The organism is Nocardia sp. CDC519 (assembly GCF_059509835.1).
This window is the reverse complement of the sequence record NZ_CM183377.1, coordinates 4,935,828-4,954,603: the sequence shown is the minus strand read 5'-3', so window position 1 is coordinate 4,954,603 and position 18,776 is coordinate 4,935,828. Positions and strand designations below refer to the sequence as shown.

The following is an 18,776-nucleotide window of genomic DNA, read 5'->3' as shown; positions in this document are numbered from 1 at the left end:
CTGGCCGACCGGCTGGAGATCGTCATCGTCGATATGCTCCGGAGAGCCCTCCGTATGCTCGACGAAGCGTTGCTTCGGAGGGGCCGGGTGCTGTGGGTTGGAATCACACCAAGGCGGTCATCGAGGTCCATTTTCGGGGCAGAATCGGCGGATGCGGCGGGGTCGGTGTTGGTGAACCGATCAGGGTGTGAGTAGGTGGGCGGCCACCGCGTTGGCCAGCCAATTTCGGTATTTGGTTGCCGGCCAGCCGCTTTCGCGGCGCAGTAGTCGGAACAGGTGTGGTGAAGCGAGAGCGAAAAGGCTGTCTGCGGCGGTGTCGGGGTCGATGTCGGGCCGCAAGCTGCCGTGTTCGACGAGGCTTCGCACGAAGGCGGCCCAGAATGCGCGCGTTGCCGCGGCTCCTGCGTCGGCGCCGGATTTCAAGTCTGGATCGGCCGATGCGGCGTCGACCCCGGCCATGATGAGATCGCCGGCGCGCTCGAGCAGGCCAGCGGTGTAGTCCACGATCATGCCGACGGCCGCGATCGGGTCGGATTCGGACATGGCGGCCTGTACTTCTGGTCGCTCGGCCACGGCGACCGGTTCCTCGTCGCCAACCGTGGCTACGTCGAGCGCGTGCCGGAACAGGGCGAGCTTGCTCGGGAATGCGTCATAGAGGGTGCGCTCCCCGATCTCTGCCCGGCGTGCGACCTCCCGCATCGTCGTGGCTACGTATCCGCGTTCGACGAATAGTTCGGTGGCGGCCTGCCGAATCGCGGATCGGGTGGCGGCAGCGGCCTCGGCTCGTTTGGTGGCCCGGTAGGGCCTCTTGACGGGTCGGCTCACGAGGAGGATTCTATCAATATTCACCGCAGTGTCACTGCGGCTAAATGTAGGAGGTGGATCCGATGCCTGACCTCGCAGGTATTCATCACGTCAAGATCCCGGTCTCCGACCTGCCGCGTTCGGTGCGCTGGTATCGCGAAGTCTTCGGGATGCGCCCGACCCTGCAGTTCGCTGACAGCAGCGACGGCGTGGTGCGTGGAGCGGCCGGCGACATGCCCGGTCTCGGCCGGGTCATGGTCGCTCTGCGCGAGAATCCCGCGGCGGCGACCGGTTGCAAGGGCTTCGATCCGGTGGGCTTCGCGGTGAACGACCGCGCCGATCTGGAGCAGTGGGCGACCCATCTCGACGGGCTGGGTATCCCGCATTCGCCGGTCATTGATGCTTCGATCGGCTGGCTGTTGGTCTTCAACGATCCCGATGGCCTGGAGATCCACCTGTACACATGGGAGGCCCACGGCATCGATCAATCGGGACGCCCTGGGTACGGCATGCCGGTCGCAGATCCGGAAAACTGGGAACCCGACCCACTGCGCCCGCTCTGACATTCGGGGCTCACCGGGCGAGTGCGACCGGTTCATCCAGCCGCGCCAGCTTCTGCGGGTTGGCGATCGCGTAGATCTGGGTGATCCGGCCGTTCTCCACGACGAGGCTCAGCGCCGCGGTCTCGCTGTTGATCTCGATTCGGCCCCCGAGCACGCCGTTGAGCCACACGGTCGTGGTCGCGAACGTGGCTGCCACCCGGTTCAGGCGCGCGAGCGATTTCGCGACCCGTTCCGCCCCGCGCAGAGGAGTCCTTGTGGCGGTGACAAGTCCGCCACCGTCTGCGATCAGGACCACCTCCGGCGCCATGACCTCCATGAGGTCTCGCAAGTGCCCAGTTCGCAGTGCCAGCAGGAACCGCTCCACCACGGCCTGTCGCTCCGATCTACTGACCCGCATCCGCGTGTGCCGAGCCGCCACATGATCGCGTGCTCGCCGCGCGATCTGTCGAACTGTCGCCGCGGACTTACCGATGGTCGCGGCGATGTCGCCGTACGACAGCTCGAAGACCTCGCGGAGCACGAATACCGCGCGTTCGGTCGGTGTGAGCGTCTCGAGCACCAGGAGCATCGCTGTCGAGATGTTGTCGGCCAGCTCGACGTCCTCGGCCACGTCGGGCGTGGTCTGCAGCGGTTCGGGCAACCAGGGGCCGATGTAGGACTCCCTGCGCCGAGTGAGCGTACGCAGCCGGGTGAGTGACTGCCGGGTGGCGATCCGGACCAGGTAGGCACGCTGATGCCGCACCGTGTCGAGATCGACGTGCGCCCACTGTAGCCAGGTCTCCTGCACGACGTCCTCGGCGTCGGCAACCGAGCCGAGCATCTCGTAGGCCACCGTGAAGAGCAGGTTGCGGTGGGCGAGGAAAACCTCGGTGGCAGGGTCCTGGCGCTTGTTCTCGGTCACGGCCTGGGCGCCGGGGAATAGGTATTGGCAAGCGCGGCAACCCGGTCGGTGCCGGCTGTTTCGACGGAATCGCCCTGGAGGTCGATGCCGCCGGCCAGCCAGCCACCATCGATGGTGAACACGGCGCCGGTGATGAACGACGCGCTGTCGCTGGCCAGGAAGGCGACCAGGTCGGCGACCTCCTCGCTGCGTCCGGGCCTGCCCAGTGGGAATCGGCTGCCGACGTGGAGATCCTCGCCGATCTTCCGGGTGAGGTCGTTGCTGGCGATGTAGCCCGGGCAGACGGTGTTGACCCGGATACCAACGGGCCCCAGCTCCAGGGCGGCCGACTTGGCCAAACCGATGACACCGTGCTTGGACGCCGAGTACGCCGACGACATTCGCACACCGGTGAGCCCGGCCGCCGACGCGGTAACCACCACTGAGCCGCCACCCACCTCCCGCATGGCCCGGCCCGACGCCTGCAGGCCGAGCAGTACACCGCGCAGGTTCACTGCCATCGTGCGGTCCCATTCCTCCAACGGGTAGTCCAGAACACTGGCCCAATGCCCTGTCGCGGCGTTGAGATGCGCGATATGGACGGCACCGTAACGGGCAACCGTCTCGCGGATCATCGCCTCATTGTCATCAGGTGATGCCACGTCGACCCGCAGCCCGAATGCCTCGCCGCCGGCGGCCGTGATCTGCTCGGCCGTTCGCTCGACCTTCTCGAGCGTGCGTCCGGCGCAGCACACTCGCGCGCCTCGCGCCGCCAGCGTTACCGCGGTCGCCGCCCCGATGCCGGACCCCGCCCCGGTCACGACCGCCACCTTTCCGGCCAGCGATACCGTTGCTTGTTCCGTCATAGTCATCTCTTGATTCCTGTCTGATCTGAGATCGAGTCCTGAGGTCCGGCATGAGACGTCACCGGCACGGGCCTCTGTGACAGCACCGGCACGTGACGTGTGCCACATTTCGGGGATCGGCATCGGGCCGAGCTGTCGACGCCCTGCGGTGAGAAGGAGTCGGTCCGGGCGGCGAAGCGCATGCTGGCGGTATATCGGCGCGGACCAGAAGTCAAGATGTCGTCACGATCTGTCGGTGGCCCTGCGGTCGGACTGTGCCATTCGATCCAACTGGGGCCGTGGGAAATCGTTGCTCGCGTTGTCACTGACCCGCGGTGTCATAGTCGGCTCAGCCGGTGAACGATTCGGGGCCGAAGCGGCCCCAAGCAACGAACGCGGCTATGGCGAGGTAGGCGAAGTTCAACGCGACGTACTTGTACTGACCGTAGCGACCGTGGGTGATCATCGCCCCGATCATCAGCAGGATCCAGCAGACTGCGGTAATCGGCACCAGTACCGGCGCGATGTCGAGTATTGCGGGCAGGACGAAGCCCGCAGCGGCGCAGATCTCCACTGCACCGAGGGTCCGGACGAACCAAGCGCTGGCGTGTTCGGTCCATCCGCGACCGGACTTCCTGCCCAGTTCGTCGAGTTTGTCCTTGGGCATAAAGGCTTTGGTGAGGCCTCCGAACAGGGCGAGCGTGGCCAGTAGCCCGGCGGCGATCCAGAGTGTGAGGTCCATCAGCTTCTCCTGCAGGTACAGGCGACGCGACCCGGTCGAGTCTTTCGTCGCCAGCGGGGTTGCTCACCGGATGCCATCGACATCGCTACAGCTTCCCCGGCGGTATTCGGTCGAGCACCAGACACCAACGGACCCGCACATGTGACAGTGCTGTGCTCGTGATGTGTGCCACAGCGTCCTGAACGCTGTGGGCTGCCGAGCCCGTGGCTTCTGGTTTGGACTGTGATCCGTCTCTCAGAACTGTCACAGCGGCTCAGTGCGCGGTGTCTTATGCCCGACCCGACAGCGAAGGAGACACCATGGCTGGGTACATCGACGTCATCGTGATCGGTGGCGGATACGCCGGAGTGATGGCGGCCAATCGGCTCACGCAGCGTGACGACGTGACCGTGACCCTGATCAACCCGCGCCCCGACTTCGTCGAACGGATCCGGCTGCATCAACTGGTGGCGGGAAACCATGAGGCGGTTCTGGACTACCGAGAGGTGCTGAGCGAGCGGGTGCGACTGGTCGTCGATACCGTGAGCCGGATCGACCCGGACACCCGCAGAGTCGAGTTGACCGACGGAGGCAGCATCGGCTACGACTACCTGATCTACGCGGTGGGCAGCGTCAGCGGGGACCGGCAGGTGCCGGGTGCGGCCGAGTTCGCCCACTCGATCACCACGCTGGAGGAGGCGCAGCGGCTGCGTCCGATCATCGAGGCTATGCCCGCGACAGCTCCGATAACGGTGGTCGGTGCCGGGCCAACCGGAATCGAAATCGCCGCCGAGCTGGCCGAGCAGGGCCGATCGGTCACCTTGGCCTGCGGCGCTGTGGTCGGCCCATACTTGCACCCTCGGGGCCGGCGCGCGGTGTCGAAGCGAATGGCCACGCTCGGCGTGGCCGTGCTCGAAGGTGCTGAAGCGACGGTGACCGCGGTGACATCCGATGCCGTACACCTCACCGGGGGCCAGACGGTGCCGAGCGCGGTCACGATCTGGACAGCAGGGTTCGGAGTACCGGACCTGGCCGCACAGAGTGGGCTGATGACCGACACCGCAGGGCGTCTACTCACGGACGAGACACTGACGAGCGTCGACGATCCACGCATCATCGCTGCCGGGGACGCGGCGGCGCCATCGGGAGTGCCATTCCGGATGAGCTGCCAGTCCGCCACGCGGATCGGTGCCCACGCCGCCGACACGGTGCTGGCGCGGATCGCGGGCGGGCAACCCGAGCCCATCAATCTGGGATTCTTCGGTCAGTGCATCAGCCTGGGACGCCGCGGAGGCATCTTCCAGTTCGCCGACAAGCACGACACCGCCAACAGGTTCTACATCGCCGGACGCGCTGGAGCCAAGCTGAAGGAATTCGTGTGCAAGCACACGATCACCCATCTGAGCAGCGAGGCACACAAGCCCGGCTCTCTCACCTGGGTTGCCGATGACAAGCGGCGGCAACTGCTGCACGCGACGCCCGACGACCAGACGTTGCCGACCTTCTGAATGACCTTTCGGCCACGCAGATCGTCTCCACCCGTAAAGGGCCGACACCTCGATCACGGAAGCGGCCGCTCGGCTCTCGTCATCATCAAGGAGGACAGCGCAGTGAAGACTCCACGCGAAGATCAGCGCTCAACCGAACGGCCGGCGAAGCCGAGCGGCGAGCTGGCCAGCGGCCACGGCACCGACCCGTCGACGGAGGCTTTCATCGCCCACCGCAACCTGCTGTTCACCGTCGCCTACGAAATGCTCGGATCGGCCGCCGACGCCGAAGATGTGCTGCAGGAAACGTGGCTGCGCTGGATCAAGGTGGACCCGCGCCAGGTGCGCGACGAGCGAGCCTACCTGGTGCGCATCACTACCCGACAGGCACTGAATCGGCTCCGTACCATGAACCGCCGCAAGGAATCCTACGTCGGACCCTGGCTGCCCGAACCACTGCTCACCACACCGGATCTGACCGCCGATGTCGAGTTCGCCGAGAGCATGTCGATGGCGGTGATGCTCGTTCTCGAGACGCTGTCGCCGACCGAACGGGCAGTATTCGTCCTGCACGAGGTATTCGACATCGGCTACGACGATATCGCCGCTGCCGTCGAGAAGAGCCCAGCGGCCGTCCGTCAAATCGCGCACCGTGCCCGCCGTCACGTCGATGCCCGCCGACCCCGGTCGGTGGTCTCGGTGCGCGAGGCCCGGGCGGCGCTCGAGTCGTTTCGGCGAGCCGTCGAAACCGGCGATCCGCAAGTGCTGCTCGATGTGCTCGCCCCCGAGGTCGTTCTAGTCAGCGATGGCGGCGGCATCAAGCAGGCAGCGTTGCGCCCGGTCTCGGGGGCCGACAGGGTGGTTCGCTACATCCTCGGCGGCATCGGCAGAACCGAAGCCACGGTCACTGTCGAGCCGACGGTGCTCAATGCCGGGCCGGCGCTGGTATTCCGATTGGACGACGAGATCGACGGGGTCATGGCGTTCCGGTTCGAAGAGGGCAGCATCACCGGCCTGTACTTCGTCCGCAACCCCCAGAAGCTGACCCGCATCGAAACCGAGACAACCCTGACCGTGCGCTGAATACCGGCACAGTCGGTCGCGCCGGGAGTGGAATGCGCCGGCGCGCATGCGAAAGCAATCGAAAGTGATGTGCGTCACAACATGTCAGGAACGAGGGTTCTGCGACGTCTTGTGTGTAGCCGCCATCGAGGTTTGGGAGGTCGTGGATTCATGAGCACTGTGGTCCGGAGCGCGGACGCCGCGGACGAGCGTTACCGTGGCGCGGCGTTCGTCCGGCGTTCGATCAACAAGGTGTTCCCGACGCACTGGTCGTTCCTGCTCGGTGAGATCGCTCTGTACAGCTTCATCATCCTGCTGCTGAGCGGCGTGTACCTGACACTGTTCTTCGACCCGTCGATGAGCGAGGTCGTCTACGACGGCGCGTATCAGCCGTTGCGCGGGACGACCATGTCACGTGCGTACGAGTCCACCCTGAACATCAGTTTCGAAGTGCGTGGGGGACTGTTCGTGCGGCAAGTGCACCATTGGACCGCACTTCTTTTCGTGGCCTCGATGATCGTGCACATGGGCCGAATCTTCTTCACCGGCGCGTTCCGCAAACCGCGTGAAGTCACCTGGGTCATCGGCTGCCTGCTGCTGATACTCGCCCTGTTCGAAGGGTTCTTCGGCTACTCCTTGCCCGACGACCTGCTCTCGGGCACCGGCCTGCGTGCCGCGTTCTCCGGCATCACGATCTCTGTTCCGGTTGTGGGAACCTGGCTGCACTGGATGCTCTTCGGCGGTGACTTCCCCGGCGACATCATCATTCCGCGCCTCTACATCACCCACGTCCTGCTGTTCCCGGCGCTCATGCTGGCGCTGATCATCGCCCACATCGGCATCGTCTGGTACCAGAAACACACCCAGTTCCCCGGCCCGGCGCGGACCGAGAACAACGTCGTCGGTACCCGCATCGTCCCGGTGTTCTCGCTCGATCAGAGCGCGTTCTTCATGTTCACCCTCGCGACCGCGGCACTGATGGGTGGCCTGCTCCAGATCAACCCGGTCTGGAATCTCGGTCCCTACAACCCGGCTCACGTCTCGGCAGGGTCACAGCCGGACTTCTACATGATGTGGACCGACGGGATCGCGCGCCTCATGCCCCCATGGGAGCTGTACATCGGCCGCTACACGATCCCCGCGGCGTTCTGGGTCGCGGTGGTGATGGGTCTGGTTCTGGCAGTGCTAGTTGTGTATCCGTGGATCGAGAAGCGGCTGTCGAAAGACCGAGCACACCACAACCTGCTGCAACGGCCCCGAGACGTGCCGGTGCGCACCTCGATAGGCGCCATGGCCGTGACCTTCTACCTCGTATTGACCCTGGCGTGCGTCAACGACATCATCGCCCTGACGTTCAACCTCTCATTGAACGCCACCACGTGGTTCTTCCGGATCGCGGTCCTGCTCGCACCCCCTGCCGCCTACTACCTGACCTACCGGATGTGCCTTGGCTTGCAGCGCAGCGATCGCAGCGTGCTCGCCCACGGCATCGAAACCGGCGTGATCACACAGCTGCCCCATGGCGAATACATCGAGATGCATCAGCCGCTGGGGCCGGTCGATGAGCACGGGCATCCGGTTCCGTTGGGATACCAGGGCGCGCGGGTTCCGAAGAAGATGAACGCACTCGGCGCGGCCGGTGCACCGGGGCAAGGGTCGTTCCTGCGCCCCGACCCGGAATCCGAGGCCGCTCGAGCTGTGGCGATCGAGCGCTCCGAGGAACACCGGCAGTTGGCAGTTCTGCGCGAATACCAGCGACGTGCCATCGGCACGGGAGGCGATCGGTGATCCTGCGCAGACTCGGGCGAGGCAGGCAGGTCGGCGAGGAAGATTACGGCCTGCTGTTCCCGATTGCCACCGCTGCCAGCGCCGAGGCCGTGCGGTGTGTGCGAGCAACTCTTCGCGCCAACGGCATTCGGTCGACTACCACCGGATATCCCGCTCCCGGCCGGCCCCCACGCATCCGGGTACTCGTCTTCCCGGAAGACGCGCCGCGCGCCTACCGCGTGCTCTGTGCCGACACCACGTAGGGCAATCTCAACCGATCATGTGCTCGGAGGCGGCCCGGCCTGTCACCCCGAGCCGCTCGGCGGTGCGTCGTGCGCGCGGGGCGGCGTCGGCGCCTCCGCCGAGGCGGGCCGCTGCGATACCACCGTCGGGGAGCTGGACGAGGATCGCTGCCAGTTCCGGATCGCGGCGCTCGCCGAGAATCTTCGGGAAGAGGCCGTTGATCCACCGCGGTGATACGGCATCGTCTCGCGGATTCCATCGTGGTGGGTACTCGGCGGGCGGGGTTGCCGATCGGGCAGCGCGGTAGCCGGAGGCGTGGAGCGTCATCGTCGAACAGATCGAAGGCGCTCGACCGGGGGCGGGTTGCGCTCGGCAGGTATGCCTGCACCAGGTCTTCCTTCGTTCGGAAGCGTACGCACATGGTCGATTTCGCACACCGCTCGCAGCGATGACCCGGTCGATGGCGACAGCGCGGGCTCCCTTAGCGGTTTCACCGGGTGGTGCGCCCCAGCGGCTAGGCCGCGACCCGGCCCAACCGAACAACCTTGTAAGCGGCATGAGCGCGTGTTCACCCCGAGCGGGGTTACTGTCGGCCCCGTGGATATGCAGCCCGTCATCGATTCGGCCGAGCGGTTAACGGATAGGGGAGAGTGGTTCGTTTCGACGCAGTGTGTGCGTGTCGAATCGCCCAGGTTCGACGAGTTGGGGGACCGGTGGCTCCAGTTCGGCATTCCCGCTACGCAGGTCGACCGCATGCTGGACTTTCAACGGCGCTGGGGTGGACTGGTCTTGCCGCCGTACGGGGCGTACGAAGGCGGGCCGAAAATGCTGTGCTGCGAGATGCCCGCGGAGCAGCCAGAACGGGTCGGGTGGTTCTACGCGGGTCTGCAGCGTGCCTCTATGGCCTACTCGTTCATGATCGGTCCCGCAGGTGAATTCGCCATCGACGGAGGCCCTTGGGTGTCCTTGCACGCGAGCATCGAAGGCTGGATCGAATCGGTCGCGCTGGCTCACCACGCAACCCTCTCGGCTCGACAGATCACAACAATTCGCGGAGAGGCGATCGATGAGCTGCCGCCCCGCGACTTCGAACCCGTGCCCGAGGTTCGCGGCCTCGCCGATACGTGGTGGCGAGGGCCGGATTCGCTGATCGCGATCCATACCGGAGAGGCCGTAGGCTTCGACCAGCCAAGACTGCGGCTCGCTCGCATCTACGACGGTGATTTCGTCCGCAGACTTTGACGGCGGTGTCGACGAATTGGGCACTACGCGGCGACTGACGGTGAGCGTGCCACGCGAGCGGCATCACCGGCGTCTGCACATCGGCGTGAGGGGTGCACTCGCACACGCCGACGGCACCGGACACGCTCGCCGATGACGTCAGAGTTCGCCGATTACCGCCGTCCGAGTTCACCGGCGTAGCCACCATTCCGCGAGACCTCCACCGATCTGTCGAAACTGCTCGAGCCGGCAGGTCTCGGTGAAGGGATTGGTCCCGGCAAGCCCCCCCGGGTCCACGCAGCACGCGGGCAGAGAGCCACCGACCCGGTGACGGCCATGGAGCGGGCCGGCCACGTTTGCAGGCGGACTCAGGACCGGATCTACAACAGCTGTTCCGCCGTTGCCGTGTCTGTTGATAGATGCCAGGGGATGCCGTAAGTATCACAACGTTGCCTGCGGGCGTCCGCGCCTCCTCGGAGGGTTTTCAGCCTCATAGAGTGAGTAGTCCGATACTCGGGGCAGACGGGGCGTCTAGTGAGATCATTCTGCTATGACAGCCCGACTGGTATGTGAAGGCGGCGGCACTAACGAGCACCGTAGGTTCGTCGCCCGCATCTTCGCCGTGGACCCGGACGGCGACCTGAGATTTTATCGCTACACCGGTGACGGCACCGCCGACCCGGGTGGGGCGGCCGGGTGGCGCACGAATTCCGGAAACACGATCGGCACCGGCTGGTCGGACGTCCAGCTCCTGCTCGGCCAAGGGGACGGGGTGATCTTGGCGGTCCGCACTGACGGCGACCTGGTGTGGTTCCGCTACACCGGAGACGGCGAGCAGGACCCGAGCGGCTCGATCGGCTGGCATCCGAATTCGGGCAACGTGATCGGCAATGGCTGGCACGACGCGCGGCATGTCGTGGCTCGCGGAAGGATCAGCTCGCCCTTCGCCCACCCCGCGCTCTACACCGTCGATGCCGAAGGGCTCCTGCACTGGTACTCGTATCGAGGCTCGGGCGAGCACGATCCGAGCGGCTCGACCGGTTGGCATCCGAACTCGGGGAATGTCATCGGCGACGGCTGGCGGGATTTTGAACACGTTGTCGGGTCGGTCGGGCCGTGGATCTTCGCGGCACATGAGAACGGCAACCTGCACTGGTTGCACTATCGCGGCGAGGGCGAGCACGATCCCATTGGTTCGAGCGAGGCCTGGCATCCGAACTCGGGCAACGTGATCGGCAACGGCTGGAACGGCCTGCGTCACCTGTTCTGCGGTCAAGCCGTCGTCGAACCGCCGTTCGGAGATGAGTTCTCGGCAATGCCCTGTATGCCGTCGCGGACGACGGCCTCCTGCGCTGGTACAACTACTCCGGCAATGGGCAGCAGGACCCCGACGCGTTGCACGGCTGGCACCCCAACTCGGGCAACCCGATCGGCAACGGCTGGTGACGCGCGCCGTCACCTCAGGCGATACGCACGACAGGGCGCCTCGGAGGGAGCGAGATCTGCGGCGAGCCTGAGGGACTGGCGCTGGCGGCATTCCGCCGGAGGCAAGCCAGGACGGTATTGCCGACGGTCACCGCGAGTCGGTCTCGTGATGACTACACGTTCGATTGGATGCTGGACGAGTCTCAGAAGGTGGCGTTAGAGCCGAGAGGCTGATTCGAGCATTGCTCTGACTCCGTTGATCTGGTCCAGGAAGAGGCGGATCCAGTCGTCGTCGGGTCGTCGGTCGGCGTGTGGCGCGGCTGTACCGGTAATTAGCCGTTTCGTGCGGGTGTAGAGCGTATGCACGGTGGAGCGTTCCTGGGCGATCCAGTCGTCGATGTTGTCGGTCATGCCGTGGCCTCCCGTTCGTCGCCAGGTGAGCGGTTGGCTACGTTCGAGGGCTCCGGTGTCCTTGATCCATGTCAGGCCGGTTCGAGCCTGGCTGAGGGTCAGGCCGGTCACGGCGGCAAGTTGTTCGGTGGTCAATCGTTCTGGCCTGGCTTCGATCAGGGCAGCCAGCACTCGCTCGCCGGTGATGTGTCTCGGCAGTCGTGTCGACATGGTTCACTCCTCCGACAGAAGGCGAGCTAGCCCTTCGTCCAGGGACACATCGCCGGTATCGACTGCGGTTTCGATCCAGTCCGCGGTGGTTCGCACGCGTGTGGTGTTCATGTGGATGGTTTCGCGTTCGGAGTCGGTGAACTCGCGGCCGCGCAATGTCGGAACGAGTCGTCCGGCCGCGGCGACGAACTGGGCGCACATGCCGACGAGTTCTATGTACTCGGCGCCGTGTTCGACTTTCCTGATGACGGGGTGGCGTCGTCGGGCGCGTTCGTTGGTCTGGCGTGCATGGTCGACTTGCGCGGTGTTGACGGCGTGGCGAGCAGTGTGGTCGGCCATTGCCTCGAACGCGACATTCGGCCGGTTGAGGAAGTTTCGGGTCACCGTGGTGGCGACCGCATCGTCCCTCGCCAACTCGTGGATGCGATCGACCTTCTCCTGGGCGGTTCTGGGTACGGGGGCCTTCCAGCCGACATAACGGCAGGCGCTCTCGTAGCTCCAGCGGTCTTCGCCGTCGGGAGGGTGCTTGATCACCTCGAAGCGTTCGTCCTCGTCCAGTCCAGCAAAGGTTTTGTGAATGTAGTGAGAGACCCCTTTGCGTCGTTTGCCCTTCGGCCATCGGGACGACACCCATCGATAGGTGTTTAGTGTCGCCGCGGGTATGCCGATGTCGTTGGCGAACCTTTCGATGCTGTAGGTCACCGTCATCAACGGCTCGCTGGCGTGTGCCCCGCCGACCTGCTGCATCGGAGCAATCTTCAATGCGTCGTCGCCGATTCCGAATTGTGCGTGCGACTCCTGTTCGACAAGCCCGCGCGAATGGTCGACCAGTCGCTGGTACTGCCGCTCGGTGACGTTTCCGATCTTAGTGGGCATTGCAACCATCTCCTTGGTCCTGCCCGCCGTTCGACGATCGCCATCCTGCGCGCTCTGTCGCGGCAGCGGACGGTATGCGTTCGCGAACGGATGTCGAATGTTGCGGATCGATTATGCGCGCGGTCCGATGCAGGGACAAGCGTCGACCGGAGATATTTGTGCAGGTAGATGGCGTTTCGCAAACTATGTCGGAATCGTTCGCGATAGAGTCACTGTGACGCTAACTGCAAACGCTTACGCCGCCAGGCGCGTGTGCGGCAGCGGTGCGAGCAGTAGATCGCCGAGGAGCGATGGTCCACTCCGATCACCCATGTCCGTCGACATTCTGGGCACGTAGCTCGGGGCGCTGCACGATTGTGGATCGCCTTGACGCGGGTGCGCGTCTGTTGAAACCACCGCCAGTGGCGCGCTCGGCAAGACGAAGAGCAATACAAGGCGTCGGCACGAGCCGCCGAGGACAGCAGCCGACCGCAGGCGTGGCAGAACCGCCCACGCGTTGGCGTGGTTTTCGAGTCTCGATTGGCCACGGGCCCATTCTCCCGTGTCATGCGCTCGCGGTATGCGTCTTCGTGATGATGGTGGAGGGGTTCGGCTAGGAGGTCGGGCAGCCGGGTGTTGATGGTCATGAAGTCAGCCCACCATCTCCGCAGGTCCTATAGGCTCATGGCTCTGGGTTCGTTCCCACTGAAAGGCCGTCGCTTCCGAGTGCGCATGGCCGGTGTCGGCGTGCCACTACCGGGCCGCGGCCATGAGCTACGACTGGACCGGGGTCGTGGCCTATCTCGCCGGAACTTCGTTGAAAAGTCGTAAGGCGACTGACCGATGAGCGCGGGCTGGGTTCCCCCGGGCATGGTGTAAAGGGTAGGTAGTACGTGGGCTAGAGCAGGGCCTGCACCAGAGGCGCTGCGCGCTTCCTGCTCGTAGTGGTGTTGGGTGTCGTGGTGCAGCGGCCGCCCGCGAACTCCCGGCACTGTCCCCTGGGCCTGTCCCCTGGGCCTGGGCCTGGTCCTGCATCTCTGGAGTGCGGTGGCCGGACTGTGACGGGCCGGGCTGCGGCGCTATAGTGCTGCTCGGATCGCCGACTCGGCGTTTCGTGGTTCAGCATCGACGATCGGCTACGCGCCCACATATGCGGGGGCGCAAGGGATTTGTGGTAGGAGATTTCGTGGTGCCAACGTCACCGTCCATATGTTTTCGGCGCGGTGTCGGGCTCCTGTTCTCGCAGCGGTGAGCGGCGCCATCGTGGTGTCGAGCGTGGCGGCTGCCCCGTCGACGTCGAAATCCGATACTTATCGCCGGGATCTGGATGGTCTGCGTGGGGTCGCGATCGCGCTGGTCGTGGTGTTCCATATCTGGTTCGGGCGAGTGTCCGGGGGTGTGGATGTCTTCCTGGTGCTGTCGGGGTTCTTCTTCACAGGCTTACTTTTGCGCCGCGTCGAGTCGACCGGCACGGTAGGCATCGGATACACGTTCCGGCGGACCGCGCGCCGGTTGCTGCCGGCGCTGATCGTTGTTCTCGCGGCTGTAGCCGCCGGGACTGTGCTGATCCGGCCTTTTACTCAGTGGTCGGATATCGCGAGGCAGATATTGGCGTCGCTGCTGTACTTGCAGAACTGGCAGTTGGCCGTGTCCTGGTCGGACTATCTGGCGGCAGATCCTTCGGTCAGTCCGCTGCAGCACCTGTGGTCGATGGCGATTCAGGGTCAGTACTACGTTGCGGCGGTGCTGGTCGTGGCGGTGATCGCCTGGCTGTCTCCCGTGTCGAATCGCTGGGTGGCCTTGCGTCGAAATGTTGGCGTGGTCCTGGTTTCTCTCGGCGCGCTGTCGTTCGTCTACGCGGCGGTGGGCGTTGCGACGAGGCAGGGCTGGAACTATTACGACAGCTTCGCTCGGGTCTGGGAGCTACTGGCCGGTGCGGGCTTGGCGCTGCTGGCGGGGGTGGTTGTGCCGTCGCGGCTCGCTCGGTCGGTGCTGGCGATAGCGGGAATTGCTGCGATTTTGGCCTGCGGGTGGCTGATCGACGGCGCTGATCGGTTCCCCGGCCCGGCGGCTTTGTTGCCGGTCAGCGCGACGATCGCGTTGATTCTCGCGGGAAACAACATCGCTGCCGATGAACGGCCGTGGGTCAGCAAGGTACTCGCGTCGCGGCCGCTGGTCTTGCTCGGTGATCTGTCGTACGGGCTGTATCTGTGGCATTGGCCGTTGCTGATCTTCTACCTCGCCGAGGAGGGAGAGGCCGACGCCGGTCTTCGCGGTGGAGCGCTGGTCCTCGCTGTTTCGTTGCTGTTGGCGTACGTGACGTACCGGTTCGTCGAGCAGCCACTGCGACTGCGCGCTGGCCATCGAGCTCCAGCAGATCCTCCTGCAGTGCGCTCTCGGCGCTTCACCGGCGCGCTGGTTGCGGCGACGGCCGTCGTGGTGTTCGCGACCACGGCGGGTTGGCAGTTGTATCTGACCGCGAATCCGCCCCGGCCGGTGGGCGCCTTGAACCCGCTGGACTATCCGGGTGCCGAGGCGCTTGCCAGCGGGGTCGAGGTGCCGGCACGGCGAATGCGGCCGACGGTCTTCGAAGCACCTGCCGAACTTCCACCACCGACCGTGGATGGCTGTATCGCCGACTGGGATACCCGTGACGTGGTGACCTGCACGTATGGTGCCGCCGACGCGGAGCGGACACTGGCCGTGGTCGGCAGTTCCCATGCCGAGCACTGGGTGCCTGCGTTGCAGGTGATCGCCGAGCAGGAGCGCTTCCGCATTCTGGTCCACCTGAAAATGGGTTGCCCGCTGACATTGTCGGATGACCTCAGCTACAAAGGCGAACCCAATCCGGATTGCCGTGACTGGTCACGTGAGGTCATCGATCTGTTGGGCGAGGAGCGTCCGGACTGGGTGTTTACTGTCGGCACCCGCCCGGTTGACCGCGGTGGAGACGAGACGCCGCCGGAGTATCTCGATGTGTGGACCGCGTTGTCCGACCGCGGCCTGAATGTGGTCGCTTTGCGCGATACTCCGTGGCTGCGCCGCGACGGCGTCCGGTACCGGGCCATCGATTGCTTGGCCCGCCGCGGCACCCCGACCAGCTGCGGGATGCACCGGTCGGATGCGCTCGGGCCGAACAATCCCGCGGCTGAACCCGCGGCCGCCTTTCCGAACGTCTTCCCGATCGACCTCAATGACGCGGTGTGCGGCCCGGATATCTGTTCGGTCGTGGAGGGCAACATCTTGATCTACCACGACGAACATCATCTGACCGCCAGCTACTCGCGCTCTCTGGCCGCCGAACTGAAGCGCCAACTGGGGCCTGTCCTCGGCTGGTGGTGACACCTCGAGCGGTGCTCAGGTCCGTTGCTGGTAGATGTCCGGGATGCCGTCGTTGTCGTCGTCGCGTTGCTCTTGTTCGTATATGCGGCGATAGGTCCGGTTGCGCAGGGTCAACAGCGTGGCGGCGAGTAGGGCGGCGGTGAGGGTGCCGACGAGGACGCCGATCCGGACGTCGTCGATGCGGGCCGGGTCGTCGGTGAAGGCGAGCTCGCCGATCAGCAGTGACACGGTGAATCCGATGCCGCCGAGCAGTGCGACGCCGATGACGTCGATCCAGCTGAGGTCGGAGTCGAGCTCGGCGCGGGTGAGTTTGGCGGTGGCGAAGGTGGTGGCGGTGATCCCGATGGCTTTGCCGCAGACGAGCCCGACGATGACGCCGAGGGTGAGGCGTTCGGTGAGTGATTCGGTGAGGCCGGTGAATCCGCCGATCGTGACGCCTGCGGCGAAGAACGCGAAGACCGGTACTGCGAAGGCTGCCGAGATCGGGCGCAGCCGGTGTTCGAAGCGTTCGGCGAGGCCGGGGTCACCGGGCTGGTCGGTGGCGGCCGGTTTGGTGAGCACCGGGACGGCGAAGCCGAGCAGCACGCCCGCGACGGTGGCGTGTACCCCGGACTGGTGGACCAGCCACCAGGTGAGCACGGCCAGCGGCACGAGGATCCACACCGAACGGACCTTCCGCTGCACCGCGAAGCCGAAAGCGGCGAGGGGGAGTGCGGCGAGGGCGAGGTATCCGAGGTGGAGTTCTTCGGTGTAGAAGACGGCGATCACGGTGACGGCGAGCAGGTCGTCGACGACAGCCAGGGTGAGCAGGAAGGTGCGTAGAGCGGTCGGCAGGTGGGAGCTGACCACCGCGAGGACGGCGAGGGCGAAGGCGATATCGGTCGCGGTGGGCACGGCCCATCCGTTGAGGGCGGCGCTGCCGAGGTTGAAGGCGACGAAGATCAGTGCCGGGCCGACCATGCCGCCGACCGCGGCGACGACCGGCAGCGCGGCCCGTCGCGGGTCACGCAGATCCCCGGCGACGAATTCGCGTTTGAGTTCGAGTCCGACGACGACGAAGAAGATCGCGAGCAGTCCGTCGGCCGCCCAGGTTTCCAGCGACAGGTGCAGGTGCAGGGCGTGTGGCCCGATTTCGAACTGACGCAGGCTCTCGTAGGCTTCCGACCAGGGGGTATTCGCCCAGATCAGACCAATGGCGGCGGCAATGATCAGGAGGATTCCGCCCGCGGTTTCGGTTCGCAGGATCGAGGCGATGCGGGTGGCCTCGGGCCAGGACCCGGGGGCGAACAGGCGTTGGCGGGAATCGGGCGTGCTCATCGGATGCGCCTTTCGAATCGTCGGCAGCGGTCAGGTCAAACCGCCGCGTCGGCGAGCCCGTTCACGGGTGGTCATATCGGGGCCTCGGCGCGACGCGGCTGGATAGGCGTGGCATTGATCAGCAACGTGCCCCGCCACGACCACCACTCGGTCATCACTCCGCCGAGCAGATTTCCCGCCGTACCGCCGGCCATCCCGAGTGCGGTCCATACCGCCAGAGCCCGGGTGCGGCCCGGGCCTTCGGGGAAGGTCGTGGTCAAGATCGCCAACGTCACCGGCGCCAACGCCGCCGCACCCAACCCCTGCACCGCTCGCGCGCCGATCAGCCAGGCCCCGGTCTCGGCCAGCCCACCGGCCAGGCTCGCCGTGGTGAAGGCATATGGGGTCCAGCGACGAGAAAAGTCGCGGTAAGCGGCCGAAGATCCGGCAGGTTCGTCAGAATTGCTGTGCGGCAATAGATTTCGTGTCGGTCGGCGCGGGCGTTCTGCCCGGATCCGTGAAAAGTCGCGGTAAGGAGTTACCGCAGACAAGGGCTCATTATCTGCGGTAACCTGCGGTGGCGAACTGGCGCAATACCCCTCTCAGAACGGGTCCGCAAGTTATCTGCGGTAGCGCCGATCGGGGTCCGGTGAGCGGGCGGAAGGACTGATCGTGGGACTGGTGCGGGCGCTGTCGAGCCGGGGCGTGCGATTGAAGGACGCGGCCGATCAGTTCTTGTCGACGATTCCGAGCGCCAACACCCGGCGGGGGTATGCGGTCGCGCTGGGGCAGCTCGTGCGCGACTTCGGCGCGGATTCGGATGTGGGTCTGCTGGAGGCCGAGCGGGTCGGGGGCTGGTTCACCTTCAAGTGGGGCGGCAGCTCCGCGCAGACGTTCAATGTCCGCCTCGCCTCCCTGCGTGCGGCGTGCGAGTACTGGCGTGCACAGGAGTGGCTGGTCGGTGACCCGCTCGTGCGGCTGGTGCCGCGGAAGGTGGCGCCGGATCACTCGCGGGCGATGCTGCGCGAGGAGGTCGCCGCGCTGTTGGCGAAGGAGGTGTCGCTGCGGGAGAAAGTGCTGTGGACGATGTTGTACGAGACCGCCGCCCGCGCCGAGGAGCTCCTGGGACTGGATGTCGGCGACTTGGACACGGCGAACCGGTGTGGCACGGTGACCCGTAAGGGCGGGGCGCGGGATGTGGTCGCCTGGCAGACCGGGACCGCGCGGCTGCTGCCGCGGTTGCTGGCCGGCCGCAGGCGGGGGCCGGTGTTTTTGACCGACCGTAGGGCAAAACCTGGTGTGGCCGTGGATGATATCGACCCGTCGACCCTGCGGGGGCGTTTGTCGTATCGACGGGCATTGGAATTGTTCGAGCACCACACCGCCGACTTCGCCCGCGGGCCATTCACGCTGCATCAGCTCCGGCACAGTCGGTTGACGCACGCGGCGGAAGACGGCGCGTCCACGCCGATGCTGATGCGGATGAGCGGGCACACCTCGGTGCGGTCGCTCGGTAAATATGCGCGCCCGTCCGCCGAGGCCCTGATCCGGTGGCAGGCTCGGACCGACCCGGCCGCCCGGCGCCGACAGTCGTAGGTCGATCGGCGTCGCGGCGCGAACCGCTCCCGGGTGCAGCGATGATGG

18 protein-coding genes are annotated in these 18,776 nt (G+C 65.6%); 9 read left to right on the top strand and 9 right to left on the bottom strand.

Annotated elements, in window-relative coordinates; translation table 11 throughout:
- Positions 1-180 precede the first annotated feature (180 nt).
- Positions 181-825, bottom strand: a complete 645-nt coding sequence (locus AC5W7N_RS22275; protein ID WP_495922098.1) for a TetR/AcrR family transcriptional regulator — start codon at positions 823-825, stop codon at positions 181-183.
- 62 nt (positions 826-887) lie between these two features.
- On the opposite strand from AC5W7N_RS22275, the gene AC5W7N_RS22270 reads away from it, so the two are divergent.
- Positions 888-1,367, top strand: coding sequence for a VOC family protein (locus tag AC5W7N_RS22270; protein ID WP_195007309.1), 480 nt, complete (start codon positions 888-890; stop codon positions 1,365-1,367).
- Between the two features lie 10 nt (positions 1,368-1,377).
- Here AC5W7N_RS22270 and sigJ read toward each other — a convergent pair whose 3' ends face one another.
- From sigJ to AC5W7N_RS22255, 3 genes are all read right to left on the bottom strand, one after another.
- Positions 1,378-2,187: an RNA polymerase sigma factor SigJ gene (gene sigJ / locus AC5W7N_RS22265; RefSeq protein ID WP_228821672.1), complete on the bottom strand. Its 810-nt coding sequence runs from the start codon at positions 2,185-2,187 to the stop codon at positions 1,378-1,380.
- A 77-nt stretch (positions 2,188-2,264) separates the two neighbouring features.
- Entirely contained in the window at positions 2,265-3,236 is a 972-nt protein-coding gene (locus AC5W7N_RS22260; protein ID WP_195007311.1) for an SDR family NAD(P)-dependent oxidoreductase, read from the bottom strand.
- A 205-nt stretch (positions 3,237-3,441) separates the two neighbouring features.
- Positions 3,442-3,834: a DoxX family protein gene (locus tag AC5W7N_RS22255; RefSeq protein ID WP_495922097.1), complete on the bottom strand. Its 393-nt coding sequence runs from the start codon at positions 3,832-3,834 to the stop codon at positions 3,442-3,444.
- Between the two features lie 299 nt (positions 3,835-4,133).
- On the opposite strand from AC5W7N_RS22255, the gene AC5W7N_RS22250 reads away from it, so the two are divergent.
- From AC5W7N_RS22250 to AC5W7N_RS22235, 4 genes are all read left to right on the top strand, one after another.
- Entirely contained in the window at positions 4,134-5,321 is a 1,188-nt protein-coding gene (locus AC5W7N_RS22250) for an NAD(P)/FAD-dependent oxidoreductase (protein WP_195007313.1), read from the top strand.
- Between the two features lie 102 nt (positions 5,322-5,423).
- Positions 5,424-6,383, top strand: a complete 960-nt coding sequence (locus tag AC5W7N_RS22245) for an RNA polymerase sigma-70 factor (protein ID WP_495922096.1) — start codon at positions 5,424-5,426, stop codon at positions 6,381-6,383.
- 150 nt (positions 6,384-6,533) lie between these two features.
- A complete protein-coding gene (qcrB, locus tag AC5W7N_RS22240; protein WP_495922095.1) occupies positions 6,534-8,150 on the top strand; it encodes a cytochrome bc1 complex cytochrome b subunit in 1,617 nt (538 codons plus the stop codon).
- Entirely contained in the window at positions 8,147-8,392 is a 246-nt protein-coding gene (locus AC5W7N_RS22235; protein ID WP_195007316.1) for a hypothetical protein, read from the top strand. The genes qcrB and AC5W7N_RS22235 overlap by 4 nt, the downstream gene beginning before the upstream one ends.
- A 7-nt stretch (positions 8,393-8,399) precedes the next feature.
- On the opposite strand, the gene AC5W7N_RS22230 is transcribed toward AC5W7N_RS22235, so the two are convergent.
- The gene (locus AC5W7N_RS22230; RefSeq protein ID WP_195007317.1) at positions 8,400-8,699 is read right to left on the bottom strand and encodes a hypothetical protein; all 300 of its coding nucleotides are present in this window, start codon (positions 8,697-8,699) and stop codon (positions 8,400-8,402) included.
- Between the two features lie 270 nt (positions 8,700-8,969).
- Here AC5W7N_RS22230 and AC5W7N_RS22225 point away from each other — a divergent pair, with 270 nt between their 5' ends.
- Both AC5W7N_RS22225 and AC5W7N_RS22220 read left to right on the top strand, forming a co-directional pair.
- The gene (locus AC5W7N_RS22225) at positions 8,970-9,614 is read left to right on the top strand and encodes a hypothetical protein (protein ID WP_195007318.1); all 645 of its coding nucleotides are present in this window, start codon (positions 8,970-8,972) and stop codon (positions 9,612-9,614) included.
- Between the two features lie 529 nt (positions 9,615-10,143).
- A complete protein-coding gene (locus AC5W7N_RS22220) occupies positions 10,144-11,238 on the top strand; it encodes a tachylectin-related carbohydrate-binding protein (protein ID WP_195007319.1) in 1,095 nt (364 codons plus the stop codon).
- On the opposite strand, the gene AC5W7N_RS22215 is transcribed toward AC5W7N_RS22220, so the two are convergent.
- Complete coding sequence (locus tag AC5W7N_RS22215; RefSeq protein ID WP_195007320.1) at positions 11,235-11,639, bottom strand: hypothetical protein; 405 nt, start codon at positions 11,637-11,639, stop codon at positions 11,235-11,237. The genes AC5W7N_RS22220 and AC5W7N_RS22215 overlap by 4 nt on opposite strands.
- 3 nt (positions 11,640-11,642) lie before the next feature.
- The gene (locus AC5W7N_RS22210; RefSeq protein WP_495922094.1) at positions 11,643-12,515 is read right to left on the bottom strand and encodes a DUF6192 family protein; all 873 of its coding nucleotides are present in this window, start codon (positions 12,513-12,515) and stop codon (positions 11,643-11,645) included.
- 1,227 nt (positions 12,516-13,742) lie between these two features.
- On the opposite strand from AC5W7N_RS22210, the gene AC5W7N_RS22205 reads away from it, so the two are divergent.
- Complete coding sequence (locus tag AC5W7N_RS22205) at positions 13,743-15,836, top strand: acyltransferase family protein (protein WP_416382078.1); 2,094 nt, start codon at positions 13,743-13,745, stop codon at positions 15,834-15,836.
- 15 nt (positions 15,837-15,851) lie between these two features.
- Here AC5W7N_RS22205 and nhaA read toward each other — a convergent pair whose 3' ends face one another.
- Both nhaA and AC5W7N_RS22195 read right to left on the bottom strand, forming a co-directional pair.
- Positions 15,852-17,153, bottom strand: a complete 1,302-nt coding sequence (gene nhaA, locus AC5W7N_RS22200) for a Na+/H+ antiporter NhaA (RefSeq protein ID WP_195007323.1) — start codon at positions 17,151-17,153, stop codon at positions 15,852-15,854.
- Between the two features lie 71 nt (positions 17,154-17,224).
- A complete protein-coding gene (locus AC5W7N_RS22195; RefSeq protein ID WP_495922093.1) occupies positions 17,225-17,608 on the bottom strand; it encodes an MFS transporter in 384 nt (127 codons plus the stop codon).
- A gap of 196 nt (positions 17,609-17,804) precedes the next feature.
- Here AC5W7N_RS22195 and AC5W7N_RS22190 point away from each other — a divergent pair, with 196 nt between their 5' ends.
- Positions 17,805-18,728: a tyrosine-type recombinase/integrase gene (locus AC5W7N_RS22190; protein WP_195007324.1), complete on the top strand. Its 924-nt coding sequence runs from the start codon at positions 17,805-17,807 to the stop codon at positions 18,726-18,728.
- Positions 18,729-18,776: the final 48 nt, after the last annotated feature.